Origin of the sequence: Pararhodospirillum oryzae, assembly GCF_007992075.1 — a bacterium.
Lineage (GTDB): Bacteria > Pseudomonadota > Alphaproteobacteria > Rhodospirillales > Rhodospirillaceae > Pararhodospirillum > Pararhodospirillum oryzae.
Genome location: NZ_BJZO01000092.1, coordinates 1 through 14,207, shown reverse-complemented (window position 1 = coordinate 14,207; position 14,207 = coordinate 1). Strand labels below are relative to the sequence as shown.

Here is a 14,207-nt window from a genome sequence, read left to right as displayed (position 1 = left end):
TTGGTATTACCCGCAGGGGTGTGTCAGAGCCGGGCGGAGTCTCCTGGTTGGAGCGGGCAGGTGGACGTGGCAGAGCCAGATCATGAACTGGAAACCTGTCCCGTTTACTCCGCCGCCATGAACGCGCAATTTGTCGTGGTCATGGAGCGGATGATCGCCTCCATGACCGGAGGACAGACGCCGTTGCCCAGAAGCCGGATACGGTCCCGGCGGGATCCGTGGGGAAGGACATAGCCATCGTCGAACCCCATGGCTCGCCTGAGTTCCGGAACCTGCAACATACGCAGCATCGGGGTATCGCCTTGCCAGGTGACGAGGCCGAACCGGTCCAGGGTCGTCAGAGTCCTGATCGGCCGGTCGAGAGGCTGCCAGCCTCCGCTGCCGTCCGAGCCGTAGTAGACAATCAGAAAAGGCACCCCCCGGCCCAGGGCTTGAATCGCACGACCAGCACGCTCCAGGGTACCACTGGCCCGCTTGTCCGTAACCAGAGGGCGGCTACGCCACGTTCCGGTCGGATCCAGGAGGATGTGCTCCTTCACGGTCCTCGGCCCGCCGGCTATCGGCCTGACCGGGAGGGGCAGATGCACGTTATCGCATAGCAGGAATAACCGCCGGCGCCCCTGGGGAACGCCAAAGTCGGCAGCGTCCAGAATCTGATCCCGAACATGGTAGCCGAGCCCCCGCAATTTCCCGAGCAGTGCCTCGTAGCCTTGCCAGCCGCGCATATGGATGACGTTTTCCAGCACCATCCAGCGAGGCTTCAAGTCCTCGGCAAAATTGATGATGTAGTTGGCGGTCAGCCGGCTGCCCTCGTCACGAGGTCGGTTGCCCCGGGCGCAGGTGTGGTGGGTGCATTCCGGAGAGGCCAGGATGAGATCGATCGGGCCGATGTCACCCAGGACCGCTGGGCGGGTGTTTTCTTCCATCCGAAGGGTAACACCGCGTCCTTCGCCGAAGTTGGACTCATACGTCCGGGCCGCCAAGTCCCAGGCATCGATCCCGCGAACAATTTCCGCTCCGGCGGCCTTGGCGCCCCAGCTGCTGCCTCCGCCGCCGCAGAACAGATCGATGGTTCTCAAGCGCACATCACGGCCCCGCTTGGTCACGGCCCTGCCCCTCCCTGTCAAGGGCGGCAATTTCACCGCGTGACTCCAAACCGTCAAGCCAAACCGCCAGTCGGTCGGCCAAGGCGGCGGCTTCGGACCTGCGTCGGGTGGCGCATTCCCACACGGTCAGGACACGCCATCCCATCCCTAAAAGTTGTTCCACGACCTCCCTGTCGCGTTCCACGTTGCGTGCCAGCTTGGGCTTCCAGAACTCAGAATTGCTGGCGGGCAACTTTGCATGGCGACAGCCGGCGTGCTGGTGCCAGAAGCACCCATGGACGAAAATGGCAACCCGACGGCCCGGCATGACAACATCCGGAGCACCCGGCAGATCCTTGCGATACAAGCGATACCGGTATCCCCGTTGGGTCAGGCAGGACCGCACCAGCCGCTCCGGCTTCGTGTCACGGCCCCGGATGCCGGCCATCATGCGACTGCGGGTGGCTTGATTGACTACGTCCATGTCGCCTGCCGTTTCCGCACATCGGGGATATCATCCTTCGGCGCAGAATATTCGGCATCCTTCACCTCTTCCCAGCATTCCGGCCGCTTCGCCCACTCGGAGATCATGCGGCCGTTTGACGTTCGGCGCAGCACGTTGTTCACTTCCATCGCCCATGCATCGATCTGCTCCCCCAGCTCCGGCGAAATCTCCTGGTCAAGCCAGATACGATCAAAATCCACGCGATCCCCAAGGTGAAGGGAAAGGATGGCAATCGTGTAGGCGGTGACGTTGGCCTGGAACGCCGGGAAGGCCTTCCTGATCCGCCGTGTCGCCGATTTGAAGAGAATGGCCCTGGCGACTGCCTGCTTGAAGTAGCGGACATCCGGCAGGGGTAAGTCAGGAATTTGCGCCAATTCTTCCATGAACGCCTCAAAATTTTTCTGGGCGCCCCGACTGACCATATGCGGCTTGCGGTCCCAGGCGTTCAGGAATTTGGCCAGATCTGTCTTGGTGATCTTGCGAGCGGCCGGTACCTCTTCCTTCAGCTTGCGCAGTCTGGCCGGTGAGGTGCCTTCGTGAGCCAGCATGGTCTTGTAGCTGCCGGCTGCCCGTTCGTAGAACCAGCGTCCTTCCCCGTCAGGGAGATAGGTGGTCGCGGCCAGCTTTTCCAATTCCACGTGATAGGGCCTGTTGGCCGACAGGTCGGACACCCGCACAGCGTTCTGGCTGTTGGCATAGCGGGAAATGTCGGAGATCAGTGCCTCCTCATCGACGTCGGCAACCGAGTGAAGGATGATCATCTTGGCTGGCACCCGAACGGGCCCAAGGTCGATGGACGGATCCCGCTTCTTCGTGAAGTAGAGCGAGGCCGTGGTCTGGCCACCGTTGACGATCTGCATGCCCTTCAGCCAGGCGATGCCCGTACCACCGTCTTCGCTACGAGCCACCCGTATATCATCGGCGATCACCACGATGCCGTTGTTGTATGCCATGAACCGGTTCGGCGCCATCTTCAGCGTGTCACGGATGCCCCTGTTCACCTTGCCGGTGGCACTAAGAAAGGAGCGTACATTGGCCTCCAGAAGACGGGCGCCGTACTTCTCATAAAGGAAGCGCAGGACTTCCCCCGGAATGGTGGTCAGGGCGTAGTCATAGTCCCCCTGTTCACCCGGCACATAGACGCACGGCAGGGCGGCTCCGGCCACCTCGGTGAAGTCAACCGTCAATTCGTCACGAGGCTTTCCGGCCGACAAATGCCGGAACAGCCGTTCGATATCCATTACTTCCAGCTTGATGGTTTTTCCCTGCTCCTCCCGGGGGCGGAAATTCCTGGTTCTGGCGATACGGTCGGTCAAAACATAGATACGGACTTGATCAAGCCGGGGATAGGTTTCCCGGATCGTGACGGCCAAGCTGTATGCTTCGTGAGATTCATCAATATTTTCCTGCATCTTCCCATCGGCGCAACGAGCCAGGAACCGCAGACATTGGTCGGCTGCCTTTTTTGCCTGGCCGTCGGGAATGGAAGTCAACTCGTCCACGCCGTCGTACAGGCTGACGAACAGATCAAGCTGATCGGCTTCCTCCGATACGGAGTAGCCGCTAAGGCGAAGCTGGGCGTTGCCGATCCTGCCGGAGAAATGGCAGATTATTGGTTCGAAGGTCATCCCGATTTCGGACATGTGCTGCATGACCACTTCGGCAAAGACGATTTCGGGGTAGGGGTAGGCTTCGCCCGGCATCCCCATGCGCTGGCTCACGGCCTCCCGAACTTCGGCCTGCGTTTGCATCAGGAATTCCAGCAGTTCCATGGTTGTTCACCTTCAAGCAGGCCAAGAGCCTCGCAGAGGCCCACATCATCAAGAGTAATCAGGTCAAGATCCACATCATAGCGGGCCCGGGCCACCCCTGCCGGGACCATGGAGGCTGTCAGTCTTGGAAAATCGCCTGCCACCTGAAGCACTCTCATATCCACCAAGCGGAAACGGCGGGTGTAGCGTTCGGCTGTCGCAGCCAAATAGCCGGCCTGAATGAGTCGTGTTTCGAACAGGCCCCGGGCGACGGAGTCAGGCCCCAGAAGATCATCAACCCTCCGGATATGATCAGGCAGGGTGGCGCCTTCTGCTGATTCGGCAAAGCGCACGGCGCAGCAGAAAAGCGGGGAACGCAAGGTTTCATCGAACTGATCCAGAGACTGGACACGGGCGGGAAAACCATGCGCCGCCATCGTTGCCTTCACCTCAATGGCCCCGCTTCCCAGGGCGAAATCATGCAGCCCCCGCTGTGGCCCCTGCCAAGCCTCCAGAACCCTTCGGACCGAAAGCCCGGCTTCGATCAGGTGTCGCAGAACGACGAGTTCGCCGGCAAGGCCTGCTTCGGCGTCCGGCCCGAGGACGGGCATCCCTCCCCGTTCCATGAATTCCTGCCAGCCCCGAATACGCCCCAGGAACAGGTGCAGCAGATCCTTTTCGGTGGCATCGGCATGACGGTCGAGCATGGTCACGATGTCGGCCGCCATCATGGTGAACATCTCCAGGCTTGCATGCGGACGCCGGGCCAGGACGACGCACGGGGCAGGCAGGCAGGCATTCCGGGCAAGCATTCCCGTGAATCCGATGCCCTGCGGCAGGGTCGTCGGCGACGGCAGAGGTGTGGTGCGGAAACCGATCAGGACGGCCTCTTCTCCCGAGGGAAAGTAGCGCCCGGCCAGGAGAACGGGGCTCCCCCGAACGGCCAGCGGGATAACCCGCCAGCCCTCCCCGCCGTCACGTCCGGAAAAAGCCTTCCACGCGGCCTCAAGCCGTTCGGCCTCACTCCGATGCACTGGATTCCTGCTCCCACATGACATTGTTGACCTTGTACTCCACCTTGGTGCCGGACGAACTGGCCGGAAAACTGGCGGCAAACGCGATAATCTCCGGCAAGTCCTCTTCCGGCGGCTCAATGGCGTAAAGATAGAGAACCCCCCGCTCCGGATGGGCCGGCACTCCGGGAGCCCCCATCCCCCGAATGCGCCGCACGGCCGGGCCATTGGGACTGTCCGGTTCGCTGCTGCCTTCCTTGCGGCCAGGGTCGGCGTGCCATGCCTCGCGCGTCAGGTCCAACGCCGCTTGCCAAGCCGCATTGTCGAGATCGATGGCTTCGTCACGGGGCGACATAAGACGGCCGATGGACAAACGATTGCCATCGGTGGCTTTCGGCGTTCGCCGGATCATGTCGACGCTCAGGCCGTCAGACAAGGTCAGCCGCCCCCCCTGACCACCACCGATCAGGGCGATGGTCCAGTGCGTCAGTTCGCCTTCGGCCACCATCTGCTGAATGAACCGGGCCAGGAGGAGGCTGTCGACCTTGTGGGCATCAGGGTGGGTCTGGAAATCGGTCAGGAAATCGATAATGTCCGCTGCCGGGATATTGTCCCACAGATAGCCCTGCCATGCCTGTTTGCCGTCACCCCGCCGCCGCTCCGGATTCACCTCGGGAGCCGGCAAGCCATCCAGGAGCCGCCGCGTCGCGATCAGGTTCTCCAGCAGCTCGGTCGAGTCTCGAAATAGGGCAACGGTTTCAACCAATTGACCGCTGAAGGACAACATCAAGGTCTTTGCCGATCGCATTTTCAGCGGCGACGTAACCATCAGCACCGGGTGGGATTGCACCTTGAGGCCGTATTCCCGAGGGGTTGCTCCGGCGACCTCCATGAGGTCGAACTCCTCGCGCAACTCCTCCGAGGCATCGGCGACGTGACCGAACCACTCCGTCAGATCCGCCGTCGTGTACAGGCGGCACAGATCCAGGTAGCCAGGGCGATAGCCGAACCAGCGCCCCATCTGCATCAGGGTATCGTACATGCGCGAAGCCCGCAGGAAGTAGCTGACCGACAGCCCCTCCAGGGTCAGGCCCCGGGCCAGCTTGTCGCCACCCACGGCGATGACCTTCAGGCCCGCTCCGTCCTGATCCGCGTAATCCAGGGCATCCTTGGCCGTTCCGTTGATCATGCGCACCTGGATGTCGCTGACCACATCGGGGAGCACGTCCACGATCTCTTGCCAGCCGAAGGGATCGGTCTTCAGCCCGTCCAGGCCGCTGGCCCGCACCGCTGCCGTGACCGGCAGGAAGTCGCTTTCCCACAGGCCACGCAAGGCGGCCAGCACCTCCTTCCGACCGATGCCCCGGCGCAGGCGCTGACGCCGTTGGCGAACGTAGTCCTCCACCTGCCTGTGAACCTCCTTCTGGACCGAGGTGAACCGGGTGACATGGATCAGCATGGAGGAGTGCTCTCCATCCTGACCCCGCACCGTTCTTACGGCGCAGGCTAGCAAAAAGGCATCGACAGCCTGGGCCAGGGACGGCGGAATGACGGCCTCCCCCATGTGGAGGGGCTGGTGGTGGTTCCGGTGTCCGGCCGGCATCCAGGCCGTCGTGCCATCAGGAGAAGAGGCATCCGTCACGTCCCGGACAAGCGGCAGGCCGCCGTTGCGACCGTTCTCACCCGCCAGGCCGAAAACCCGGCCCGCCCCGACATAGTTGGACGGTACGGCCAGGTTCAGGATGAAGGCAGAGGGGAACAGGTCGGGGCCTTCTTCCTTCGTCGCCTTGCGCTCGTGGATGAAAATGTTGGCGAACGGTGTGGCGGTGTAGCCGACATAGGCCGATCGCGTGAAGGCGACCAGGATGCGACGAATCAGGCGGTTGATGGCGGTCGGCTGGTAGTCCGGATCGGGCTGGCCGTCGTCGCCGAAGACCTGCTCCCCGGTGTCGACACTGGCATGGTCTGCTTCGTCGTCGATCAACAGCAAGGGTAGATTGGTGACGATCTTGCGGCCGGTTTCAGCATCGTGGGTATTGGCGACATGGCTGCGGATCCAGCGCAGGAGCCGTTCAAGGACCGTCTTGTTTTTCTTGACGACGAACAACCAGGGCCGCTGCTCCGGCGAAATACCCATGTTCTGGGCCGTCTTGAGATTGAAGTCGCCGTTGTTGCTGCGGTTGGTGGCAAAATTGGGCCGGATGGACGGGTCGCTGTCGATGTGCCCGACGCCAATGATACGCAGATCCTCGTCTCCCGGCTTCGTCTCATAGCCCAGGAACCCCTCGTCCAGGCGCATTTGGGTCTGGGAACGCAGGTTGTTATGCAGCCCGGCCAGGACGATGATGATCTTGTATCCGGCATCGGCGGCCTTGCAGATCAGGCCGGTGTAATGCCCTGTCTTGCCCGACTGCACATGCCCGACCACCAGGCCGCGACGGTCCCAACGCCCTTCCCGCAAGGGGTCCTCCAGCAGTCCCAGGACGGTGTCGGTGGACTCATCAAGCCTTTCAACGGCCGCCGGCGCCAGACGCCCCTCCATCCATTGGCGATATCGCTGCCAATAACGCCAGTCCCGTTTGCGGGCCGACGTGAGCCAGCGAATATGCCCCTCCTCGCTGGAAAGCGTTCCATCCCGACCGATCCACAGGCTGAACCGACGAATGACTTCGGTGGTCACGGCATCCCGATCCAGGCCGATGCCCCACCGGGGCTGCATCCCCAGAACCTTGTCGATCATTTCCCCGATGAGATCGACCGTGATGGCTGTTCTGTCACCCTCGTCGACCAGAAGTTCCTGAACGAACTTGATGACCTTGTTGCGGATGTCCTCGGGCGAAGCGCTCACGTCAATCATCTCCTTTGACAAGCGCAGCCACCAAGCCGGGGTATTTGTGGAATGGCTCGGTGTGCAGCAGATGCTCGCGCGCGAGGGCAGGGCTCATGCCCTTGCGCTGCACCATATTGCGGAACATGACCCGCAGCACCGTCTCCACCTCTGCGGGGGCCTCGCCTTCGAAGCTTGTCCGGGGCGTTTCCCGGCCTTCGGTGGTATCCAGCCAGATGCGCCGGACCGGAACCGTTTCCTCGATCACCCGCAGCATGGCCCGAACCTGGGGAAGCAAGACTCCGGCCTCGTCCAGGACGGCCCGAATGGCGGGATGGGATTCATCAAGGCGATAGCGCATGCCGCCGCTGGAATGCTCGGCCCGCCACGCCTCGGCGATCGGGTGGGCGCCACCGGTCCGCACCACCTGCCCCCGGTGAGCAAAAACCCTTCGGGCACGGGCACGAACGTCTTCGGCCAGATGCATGAGATGGGTTCGAGCGGAAACCGGCGGACGGGCACGGGATTTACGGATGTCGATCTTCCAGTCGGCATCGGCGGAATTGGGGATATCGAGACGAACGCGGGCCAGACGGTGAGCTTCTTCCTTGGTCCACGCCCGGCCATGGCCCAGGCCGAGCCAGCTTCCCGCGACCAACAGACGCTGATTGCGATAGACATAGAAGCCCTGTTGCGCAATCCAGCCGTCCGGGCCGCCTGCCAGCTCATGGTCGCGAGGATCCAGGCGGTCCTTGTGAGGAAGGACGTGGCCCTGGATGGTGATCGCTCCGCCTTCGGCCATGAAACGCACTTCCGGCGAAGTCCAGGTGGCCGGATGATTGCGCAAAAACGGGTCCCAGGGTCGGACAGCCCGTCCGTTCAGAGCCAGGCGCAATCGGGGAACCGAACCTTCCAGGAACCTGTGGAACACCATCGCGAGGTGAAGTTCCACGGCATCAATCAGGTCCAGAAAGTCCTGCTCGCTGAAACCCGGCGTGACCACCCGGTCCATGTGCTCCCAAAGGACCAGGGTTCCACGTCCCGTCAGACACTCCAGAAGGTGTGCGGAACCCTCCGCCGGCCCTTCCAGAAGGCGCCAGTCACCATCCGGACTGGCCGCAAGGACATCCAGGTCCCAGCGCAAGCACGACAGCGTGTCGTCGCTGCGGGAAGCGACCGTCAGGCGCCGGGCCTGGGAGAACGATGCCGTTTTCAGGCCAAGGCCGAAGCGGCCCAGATCCGACCCGGCCCGTTCATCCAGAGGGTTGCGCTCACCAAGCCGCATGGCCCTCTCAAGGCCGGCATCTGTCATGCCGCAACCGTCGTCCAGGATCGAGACATGACTGTCCGGCCCGTTCCAATGAAAGGTGACATCGACGGTGCGAGCGCCGGCGGCGATGCTGTTGTCAATGATGTCCGCCAATGCCGTCGCGGGTGAATAGCCAAGGCCCCGCAAGGCTTCCAGCATGGCCGGAGCACGGGGCGGCACCGATCGGGATCGAAGGCTGGTCATTCGAGAAAGCTCCGCAGGTGTTTGGATCGACCCGGGTGCTTCAATCTCATGAGCGCTTTCGCTTCGATCTGCCGGATGCGCTCCCTGGTAAGCCCGAACCTGATGCCGATCTCTTCCAGGGTTTGTTCTTCGTAGCCACCCAGGCCGAACCGCATGCAGATGATCTGCTTCTGGCGCGGCTCAAGCATGTCCAGAGCGGACCGGACATGCCGCCTGAGGTTGCTGTAAATCGCCACTTCTTCCGGATCCGGATTGGCGGTGTCGGCAATTTCAACGGCCGCCACCTCGGGATCGGACAGGGACAGCGGCTCATCCGGTATTCGCAAGAGCTTCAGCAGGGCATCCGGCGAGATTTCCAGCGACGCCGCCAGATTGGGGATTTCCGGAATCGCACCAGTTTGGGAAAAAAATTTATCCCGGGCCCTTTCAAGCTTTTTGTAGTTCATCAAAACATGAATAGGTAACCGAATGAAGCGCTCAGTATCACCCCGGGCACGGCCGATGGATTGGCGAATCCACCAGGAGCCATAAGTCGAGAACTTGCAACCCATGTGCGGATCGAACCGTTCAACCGCCTTCATCAGGCCGATGCAGCCTTCCTGTATGGCATCGGTAAAGGACCAACCTGCATACCTTTTTGCCACCCAGGACACCAGACGCAGGTTTGCAGCAATCATGAATTGCTTGGCTTCGTCCGTCCGGTTCAGGGCACCGGCCAGCCTTCGCCCGGCCTCGGGGGCCAGTGTGTCGCTTTGCACGATGCGATGCAGTCGGGCAATGAAAGGCGCGGCCAGGACAAGGCCTTCCAGGATGCCTCGCATACGTTGCAAGATCGGTTGGCAGTCCCCGGACCTGGCCATGCGGTGGCCGTGCATCTCTCCCAGACGGGCCAGGGCATCCAGAAGATCCTGCTGCTGTTGATGACGGCGCAGGGTCGCAGGGTCCTCCGTCGGGATGGAATCATCATCCCCGGCTTCGTCGAATGCCTCCTCATCCGGGTCGGCGTCCTCCTCGGTGGCAGGAACCAGAACATCCTCCAGGGCCAAGTCACCGGAGGCCAGCCGGGCAGGGACGCCAAGCAGCTCCTGCACGGCCGCAGGGCTGAGAAGGATGGCCGAGAGAGCCTCCCGCCTCCCCTCCCGCATTGTATACGCAAGAGAAACCTCCTGCTCCCGTGTCACCACGGGATGCCTGGTCATCTGCCACCAATAATTCAGTGGCTCGGCTCGCCACGAATTGAGCAGGAGCAGGAAGCTCAGGCCCTCACGGGCCAGGGAATCCTGGTCGCCGGTAAGATCGGGTGCGCCCTCCACCGTCTCCACCAAGTCTGGCGGCTCGCAGACCTCTTCGTCCACCAGGACCCCCAGGTCCCCCAGGGTCCGGCCAAGGTTGGCGACGTATTGAAGATCGGGTTCGTCCGGCCGACCATGGACACGAGGGGCCACCGCAGTGATCCAATCAGGGTGGACCCATCCCAGCCGGAGACCTGCCCGAAGAAGCTCCAGGATGGCTTCGTCGTCATGCTGGCGGCGGCGTCGGGCGAGTGCCCGAAGTTCTGCAATCTCCGGAAGGTCGATCCCGACATCGGACCAATCCTCATCCAGGTCTTCCGGAACATGCGCCGAAAGCCTTGCCTGTACCGTCACGGCAGCCTGAAGGACGAGTTCATCGCCCTCCGGTGGCGGGCCGTCTTCCGGTTCGGCTTCCCAGGCGGAGCCGTCGAGCGGCTCGTCATCCTTGAACAACCGGTCGAGTTCCAGGGCCCCACCAATCCGTGACGGCACGGCATCGACGACCGAAAGATTCTGCTCCGGAACCGGTGATGCTGTCGGTTCGGGGATGGTCGGAGAAAGCAGCACGACGACATCCTGAAAGCCGCCTGCCTTCGCAAGAGCAAGGGCATCCAGGCCCTGGTGATCCCTGAGCAACGGGTCGGCCCCGGCGATCATGAGCAAACGGCAAATGGCTGTGTGACCTGCCTCGGCGGCGAGCATCAAGGCAGTACGCCCCCGTGGATCACAGTCATCAGGATGTGCGCCGGTTCGAAGCTGGAGCTCCACCGATTTGGCCGCGCCCTGTTTCACGGCCATTCGCAAAAGTGGGGAAAGGCGTGGTCGTACGTCACCCATGGCCGGCTGTCAGAGAAGGCAGGACGGGGCTTTGATCTGCCAAGCCTGCAAAAAACGCCAGCGTCCCCTCCGACACACATTCCGCCGAAGCTGGCATCCTTATCCCCTTCGGGGTTTTTTACGGAATTTAATGTTACTCACATCCCGGGAAGCGGTCCAGCCAGTTGTGCGTAGGCATCCCTGTTATTGGTCTCGATCTACTTTCAACGGCATCATGCAACAAAAAAGTTATCCTGACAGACTGCGGCCGCCGTTTCCTTGGTCGCCAATCGCGATGGCCTCGGAGACCGAAGCGCCGGAGACATTCGAAAAACTTCCCCGTCCGCCGGGACGAGATCCCATCCCAGCCTGGGAAAGGGTAGGGGAACGCGAAGGGATCCGCACACGAAAACGCCCCCGCCGGATCAAGGCGGGGGCGCAACGGGGCAGGGGCTTGGGGCCGCGCCGTGATCAGGGTTGTTCAAACAGCGGCGTGGACAAGTAGCGTTCGGCGAACGAGGGCAGAATAACGACGATGTTTTTGCCGGCCATTTCGGGGCGCTGGCCGACCTCGATGGCGGCGGCCAGGGCCGCGCCCGAGGAAATACCCACCGGCACCCCTTCCAGGCGGGCGATCTCCCGGGCCGTGGCGAAGGCGCTTTCGTTGGCCACCTTGATCACCTCGTCGATGATCGCGGTGTTGAGATTGCCGGGAATGAAACCGGCGCCGATGCCCTGGATCTTGTGCGGGCCCGGGGCGCCGCCGCTGATCACCGGGCTATCCTCGGGCTCCACCACCACGAGGCGCACCGACGGCTTCAGCCCCTTCAACACCTCGCCAATGCCGGTGGCCGTGCCCCCGGTGCCGGCGCCCGCCACCACCACGTCCACCGCGCCGTCGGTATCTTGCCAGATTTCGCGCGCCGTGGTCTTGCGATGGGCCTCGGGATTGGCCGGGTTTTCAAACTGCTGCAACATCAGCGCCCCGGGCAGGCTGTCCACCAGCTCGCGGGCCCGGGCCACGGCCCCATTCATGCCCTTGGCCGCCGGGGTCAGGTCGATTTCCGCCCCCAGGTGGGTCAGCATCTTGCGTCGTTCCACCGACATGCTTTCGGGCATGGTGAGGATGAGGCGATAGCCCTTGGCCGCGCACACGAAGGCGAGCGCGATCCCGGTGTTGCCCGAGGTCGGCTCCACCAGCACCGCGCCCGGCTTCAACCGCCCCTCGGCCTCGGCGGCCTCGATCATGGCAAGGCCGACGCGATCCTTGACGCTGGACAGGGGATTGAAGAACTCGCACTTGCCCAACAGCGTGGCCCCCACCCCGTGCTGGGCGGCCAGGCGCGACAGCCGCACCAGCGGCGTGGCCCCGATGGTGTCCACGATGCTGTCGTACACGCGACCACGGGAAAAAACCGGCTCGGACGGGTGGGTCATGGCGATTGTCCAGTAAGTTTGTGGAGTTTGGGATCTTTCTTCACATCACTCCCGTATTTATGCCACGGCCCCGCCCTGTCAAGAGCTTTTCCAGATTCAGGGGGTGTGGGGAGCTGTATCCTATCACCGCGCGTTTTCAAGGCACCCGATGCGAGGAGGGAATGGCGTCGAGATCCGGTGTTGCCCGCCTGGTAACGGCCTGGCCGTGCAGACCGGTGTCGCACCGAACCGTGCCGCACCCCACCGCTACTGAAAGGCCGCTTGGTCAGCGTCGCATAGGCGAGCAGGTGTTCTCGCCATAGCTGCTGGAGTGGTGGCTTGCGAAGGGCGTCGGCATGATGGTCGCCGTAGAGGCCAGATGCTTCGGACAGCTCATCATGCCGGGGACCAGTGCCGCTGCCGGTGTCCTCGAAGCTTTCCGTATATTTGACCTCTACGGCGACGAAGCCCGGCAACTGGTCATCGGTCTCGGTAAGCAGGAAGGCGTCGAAGGCGGTGTTGTCGCCTGTGAACAACGGATTGTTCCGCCCCGGTGAGTGCTCGAACAGCACGCCGGTCACTCGGCGGTACACGCCCGGCATAAGGCGCTCGACCACTCGTGATGCCAAGTCGAGGTCTTGCCGAAGGAGGCCGAAGAGGTTGAAGCAGAGGGCTTGCGACGACAGCAGGTTTCGGCACAGGCGCTCCGTGTCGTACAGGGCGCCATGCTCGCGGTAGGCGGCTTCCCGCCGTGCCAGCCGGTAGATGTCCTCGCTGATGAAGTTCGCTCCCGCTTCCGCATCCTGGCGGCTGAGGCGACTCCCGAGTTCCTGCACCTCGCCGCCAGGGCGAACGTGCTCTCCAACGGCGAAACCCTGTTCCCCACGCCAGAGCGCCTGAAGCAGGCGGGCGGCCGCCTGGAACCGGGTGTCGTATGGCTGGAAGACCTGATGCTCGCGGAGGACGGCTTCAGGAAGGATCGGCACGCGATCCATCAGCGGGGATGCAGGGCTCATCTGTTCTCCAGCGACAGCCAATGATCTGGTCTCCGGCGATATGGAGACGCGAGCACAAGTGAGTTGACGACCGACAGCGTTTTCGCCGCCGGGTATCAGAGCACTTCCCACTACCCCTTCCCCCAATAAAACTCCGAGGAGCAGTCGGAACTGAACTACGACCAGAGGCGGAAGGCGACCTTAAACACGGAATACGCGTCGGTGGTGGCGCGGCTTGTCCGGAGCGAAACTCGGAGCAATGGAAGTTGCTGAGGCAAAACGGCATTTCATACCGGACGACACTCGAAAGCATCGACTCGTCGCCCGGCAATGCCGACTGGCCGCCGCGCCTTATGGCGTGTGAACGCAGCGTCGACGATTTCACTCATCGACGCGTATCAGTCGCGGCGTCCAGAAACTGCGGAAGCGCAAGGGGCTACCGCAGCTTTCACGAATCGCATACGTGAAATTGTGTTGATGCATATCCATGTCCTTGCGAGGCCACTACTCTGCGGCAGCGTGAGTAGCATCCGCAAGTCCGCCGTAAGCCTTTATAAAGTGGTCGATTCCCTCGATGATTTCATACTGACGCACGTTGTTCAGCAATCCTTCGGCTCGCAGGAACTCAACTTGTTTCGCCATGTAGTCGCGGAACACAGGATCCGCATCGGTGCAAATGCTGTTCCGGCCCTCCTGGATCGCTACGCGAGCGGTCACGCCGCTTCCCGAGAAGAAATCGAGAACAGTGGAGCCGGGATATGACAGTGAGCGCACCAGTCGCTCGATCACGGCGGCGGGTTTCTGCGTTGGATGGCCGACACGCTCAAGAGAATTGCCATTGAGTCGGCCAATGCGCCATACATTCGTAGGATTACGCCCCTTTTCGACAGATTCCGGATTAAGGCGTTTATCCTTCAAGTAAGCCGCTTTGGTTTCCTCGTCATAGGGTTCCCGCACGGCGTCAAGGTCGAAAAAATACTTCTTATACCAACGG

Annotated in this window: 10 protein-coding genes; all 10 read right to left on the bottom strand. The window is 62.3% G+C overall.

The annotated features are described in order from the left end of the window. Positions 1–104: 104 nt before the first annotated feature. Positions 105–1,106, bottom strand: a complete 1,002-nt coding sequence (locus ROR02_RS13895; RefSeq protein WP_246135556.1) for a DNA cytosine methyltransferase — start codon at positions 1,104–1,106, stop codon at positions 105–107. Continuing rightward, entirely contained in the window at positions 1,087–1,569 is a 483-nt protein-coding gene (locus ROR02_RS13890) for a very short patch repair endonuclease (RefSeq protein ID WP_147164644.1), read from the bottom strand. Before ROR02_RS13890 ends, ROR02_RS13895 begins: the two co-directional genes overlap by 20 nt. Beyond that, on the bottom strand, positions 1,560–3,362 hold the full coding sequence (locus ROR02_RS13885; RefSeq protein WP_147164643.1) for an AIPR family protein: 1,803 nt from the start codon (positions 3,360–3,362) through the stop codon (positions 1,560–1,562). The genes ROR02_RS13890 and ROR02_RS13885 overlap by 10 nt, the downstream gene beginning before the upstream one ends. After that, entirely contained in the window at positions 3,341–4,375 is a 1,035-nt protein-coding gene (locus tag ROR02_RS13880; protein WP_170245126.1) for a PD-(D/E)XK motif protein, read from the bottom strand. The genes ROR02_RS13885 and ROR02_RS13880 overlap by 22 nt, the downstream gene beginning before the upstream one ends. Next, the gene (locus tag ROR02_RS13875; RefSeq protein ID WP_218032823.1) at positions 4,362–7,202 is read right to left on the bottom strand and encodes a Z1 domain-containing protein; all 2,841 of its coding nucleotides are present in this window, start codon (positions 7,200–7,202) and stop codon (positions 4,362–4,364) included. Before ROR02_RS13875 ends, ROR02_RS13880 begins: the two co-directional genes overlap by 14 nt. A 1-nt stretch (position 7,203) precedes the next feature. After that, positions 7,204–8,649, bottom strand: coding sequence for an ATP-binding protein (locus ROR02_RS13870; RefSeq protein ID WP_147164640.1), 1,446 nt, complete (start codon positions 8,647–8,649; stop codon positions 7,204–7,206). 41 nt (positions 8,650–8,690) lie between these two features. Further along, positions 8,691–10,784 carry a sigma-70 family RNA polymerase sigma factor gene (locus ROR02_RS13865; RefSeq protein ID WP_246135555.1) on the bottom strand — a complete coding sequence of 698 codons (2,094 nt, stop codon included), beginning with the start codon at positions 10,782–10,784 and terminating at the stop codon, positions 8,691–8,693. A gap of 489 nt (positions 10,785–11,273) precedes the next feature. Further along, positions 11,274–12,239: a cysteine synthase A gene (gene cysK, locus ROR02_RS13860; protein ID WP_147164638.1), complete on the bottom strand. Its 966-nt coding sequence runs from the start codon at positions 12,237–12,239 to the stop codon at positions 11,274–11,276. Further along, the gene (locus ROR02_RS13855; protein WP_147164637.1) at positions 12,236–13,234 is read right to left on the bottom strand and encodes a PGN_0703 family putative restriction endonuclease; all 999 of its coding nucleotides are present in this window, start codon (positions 13,232–13,234) and stop codon (positions 12,236–12,238) included. The genes cysK and ROR02_RS13855 overlap by 4 nt, the downstream gene beginning before the upstream one ends. A 483-nt stretch (positions 13,235–13,717) precedes the next feature. After that, a partial coding sequence (locus ROR02_RS13850; RefSeq protein WP_147164636.1) for a site-specific DNA-methyltransferase occupies positions 13,718–14,207 on the bottom strand: 490 nt, incomplete at its 5' end.

Excerpts from the sequence above, each read along its gene's own strand:
- ROR02_RS13890 (WP_147164644.1), bottom strand. The coding sequence starts at position 1,569 with ATGGACGTAGTCAATCAAGCCACCCGCAGTCGCATGATGGCCGGCATC.
- ROR02_RS13885 (WP_147164643.1), bottom strand. The coding sequence starts at position 3,362 with ATGGAACTGCTGGAATTCCTGATGCAAACGCAGGCCGAAGTTCGGGAG.
- ROR02_RS13870 (WP_147164640.1), bottom strand. The coding sequence starts at position 8,649 with ATGCTGGAAGCCTTGCGGGGCCTTGGCTATTCACCCGCGACGGCATTG.
- ROR02_RS13865 (WP_246135555.1), bottom strand. The coding sequence starts at position 10,784 with ATGGCCGTGAAACAGGGCGCGGCCAAATCGGTGGAGCTCCAGCTTCGA.
- cysK (WP_147164638.1), bottom strand. The coding sequence starts at position 12,239 with ATGACCCACCCGTCCGAGCCGGTTTTTTCCCGTGGTCGCGTGTACGAC.
- ROR02_RS13855 (WP_147164637.1), bottom strand. The coding sequence starts at position 13,234 with ATGAGCCCTGCATCCCCGCTGATGGATCGCGTGCCGATCCTTCCTGAA.